General features: G+C 41.4%; 4 protein-coding genes. All 4 read left to right on the top strand.

The window, feature by feature from the left end; all coding sequences use genetic code 11:
- The first annotated feature begins 143 nt into the window (after positions 1-143).
- Positions 144-362 (top strand): ATP synthase F0 subunit C, encoded by a 219-nt coding sequence (atpE, locus tag WBJ10_RS03425; protein WP_424288154.1) that lies wholly within the window; start codon positions 144-146, stop codon positions 360-362.
- A gap of 75 nt (positions 363-437) precedes the next feature.
- Positions 438-950: a F0F1 ATP synthase subunit B gene (locus WBJ10_RS03420; RefSeq protein WP_424288153.1), complete on the top strand. Its 513-nt coding sequence runs from the start codon at positions 438-440 to the stop codon at positions 948-950.
- A 67-nt stretch (positions 951-1017) separates the two neighbouring features.
- The gene (atpH, locus tag WBJ10_RS03415; protein WP_424288152.1) at positions 1018-1557 is read left to right on the top strand and encodes an ATP synthase F1 subunit delta; all 540 of its coding nucleotides are present in this window, start codon (positions 1018-1020) and stop codon (positions 1555-1557) included.
- A gap of 88 nt (positions 1558-1645) precedes the next feature.
- Positions 1646-3117 (top strand): F0F1 ATP synthase subunit alpha (gene atpA / locus WBJ10_RS03410; protein ID WP_424288151.1); only part of this gene is annotated, 1472 nt, incomplete at its 3' end.

The raw sequence follows: 3117 nt of genomic DNA, 5'->3' as shown, positions 1-3117 counted from the left end.
ATTGAGCTGGTAGTAGGATTTATACAGGCATTCATTTTCACCATTTTATCAGCCCTGTTTATCGGGATGGCGGTGGAAGAGCATGCTGAACATTAATTAGAATTTATTTTTTTGTTTAATATATATTTAAAAATCAGATTATGATCGTTGGAAGTATCGCTGGTATTGGTGCAGGATTAGCTGCTATCGGAGCAGGCATTGGTATCGGAAGCATTGGTGGAAAAGCTATGGAAGGAATGGCTCGCCAACCGGAAGCAGCATCTAAAATTCAAACAGCTATGTTAATCGCGGCGGCATTCGTTGAGGCGGTTGCTCTATTTGCTGTAGTTGTTGCGTTCTTAGGAACCGGAAACGTAAACTAATTAAAATAAGGCTTGTGCGATTGGCACCGGCCTTATTTTATTGTTTTGATTGATTTTATTAAATAATATAAGATAATGACATTACTGGCATTAAATCCTTTAGTATCACCGGATCCGGGTTTATTCATCTGGTCGACAGTAGCTTTTTTAATACTGTTTTTCCTTTTGAGCAAATTTGCCTGGAAGCCTATCGTACAGGCTCTTGATGAGCGCGAACGCTCTATTGAAGATGCTTTATCAAAGGCAGAAATGGCGAAGGCAGAGATGGCGAAGCTTATCAATGAGAACGAAGAGCTTTTAAGAGAGGCACGTTTAGAGCGTGACGCTATTTTAAAAGAAGCTAAAGAGATCAAAGATCAGATCATCACTGATGCAAAGGATGCAGCAAAAGGTGAAGGCGCTAAGCTTATTGAAGCAGCTAAGACCGAAATAACCAACCAAAAGCTGGCTGCGATGGCTGAAATCAAAAATCAGGTTTCAACCTTATCCCTGGATATCGCTGAGAAAGTATTGCGCAAGCAATTCGAAGATCAGAACAGACAACAGGAATTGGTTAATGAACTTTTAAAAGAGGTTAAACTCAATTAGACAGTTTGTCAATTAGCCCATTTATCAATTGGCTAATTAACAAATCGACAAATCGACAAATTGAATTATGTCAGAAATACAAGTTGCATCGCGTTACGCAAAGTCTTTAATTGACCTGGCAGGGGAACAAAGTTCTGTTGAGGAAGTAAAAGGAGATATCGAACTGTTTCTCGAAACCTGCAGGGCTAATCCGGAATTGCAGGCAATTTTAAAGAACCCGATTATTAGCCTTGATAAAAAGGCTAACATTCTGGACGGATTGTTTTCCGGTAAAGTTCACGAAATGATCCTATCTTTTTTCAAGATTGTAATCAGGAAGGGACGTGCGGAGATATTATTTGCAACAGCGAAAGAGTTTGTCTCACAATATAATGTCCTTAAAAATATTGTTAAGGCAACGGTTACATCTGCTTCTCCATTAAGCCAGGAGAATATCAGACAAATTGAAGAGGTGGTTAAAGCTTCGACTCAAGGCGAAGTTATCCTAACCACTATTGTAGATCCAAAGCTTATCGGCGGATTTATTTTAAAGGTTGGAGATAAGCAGTTTGATACCAGTATTTCAAGCAAGCTGAATAAGCTTAGAAAAGAATTCGAACAAAGTTAAAATATACCCCAACCCTAGCGGGATTGTTTGCTTCCATTTGGGGACGGGAGCATGAAGATTTACAACATTAAAAACAAAAAATACTACTATGGTAGAGGTAAGACCAGATGAAGTTTCGGCGATCTTAAGACAACAACTGTCAGGCTTTAAGTCAGAAGCCGAACTCGAAGAGGTTGGTACCGTGTTACAGGTGGGTGACGGTATTGCCCGCGTATACGGTTTAACTAAAGTTCAATCAGGCGAGCTTGTTGAATTTGATAACGGTTTACAGGGTATCGTACTGAATCTTGAAGAAGATAACGTAGGTGTGGTACTTCTTGGAGCTTTTGATGAGATCAAAGAAGGTGATACAGTAAAACGTACCAATAAAATTGCTTCCATCAAAGTTGGTGAAGGCATGCTTGGCCGTGTTGTAAATACATTAGGTCAGCCAATCGATGGTAAAGGCCCGATTACAGGCGAAACTTATGAGATGCCATTAGAGCGTAAGGCTCCAGGGGTTATCTATCGTCAACCGGTCACTGAGCCATTGCAAACTGGTATCAAGGCTATCGATGCGATGATTCCAATCGGACGTGGACAGCGTGAGTTGGTGATCGGTGATCGTCAGACTGGTAAAACTGCTGTTTGTATCGATACAATCATCAACCAAAAAGAATTTTACGAAGCAGGAAATCCTGTATTCTGTATATATGTTGCTATTGGACAGAAAAACTCTACGGTAGCACAAATATTAAAGGTACTTGATGAAAACGGTGCCTTGCCATACACAGTGATCGTTGCGGCTTCAGCTGCTGATCCTGCTCCAATGCAGTTCTACGCACCATTTGCAGGTGCTGCAATAGGTGAGTTCTTCCGCGATACTGGTCGCCCGGCATTGATCGTTTATGATGATCTTTCAAAGCAAGCAGTTTCTTACCGTGAGGTTTCTCTATTACTTCGTCGTCCTCCGGGCCGTGAAGCATATCCTGGTGACGTATTCTACCTGCATAGTCGCTTACTAGAGCGTGCAGCGAAGATTAACCAGAATGATTCCATCGCGCAAGCAATGAATGATCTTCCGGAATCTATCAGACATATCGTTAAAGGAGGTGGTTCATTGACAGCATTGCCGATTATTGAAACACAAGCTGGTGACGTATCTGCATATATCCCAACTAACGTAATTTCAATTACTGACGGTCAGATTTTCCTTGAGTCGAATTTATTCAACGCAGGTGTTCGTCCGGCGATCAACGTAGGTATCTCGGTATCACGTGTAGGTGGTAACGCTCAGATCAAGTCGATGAAGAAAGTTGCAGGTACATTGAAACTCGACCAGGCACAGTACCGTGAGCTTGAGGCATTCTCTAAGTTCGGATCTGATCTTGATGCAGCTACTAAGTCTGTGCTTGATAAAGGTGCACGTAACGTGGAATTGCTTAAGCAAGCTCAGTTCTCACCAGAACCAGTTGAGAAGCAAGTTGCGATTCTTTACGTAGGTACTAAAAACCTAATGCGTAATGTTCCTGTAAACAAGGTAAAAGAATTTGAAGCAGAATTCATTCAGCAATTAGAGCA

It is taken from the genome of Daejeonella sp. (assembly GCF_049655485.1).
In the GTDB taxonomy this organism is placed as follows: Bacteria; Bacteroidota; Bacteroidia; order Sphingobacteriales; family Sphingobacteriaceae; genus Daejeonella.
Note: the sequence above shows the minus strand (reverse complement) of the source record. Positions and strands in the feature narration are given on the sequence as shown.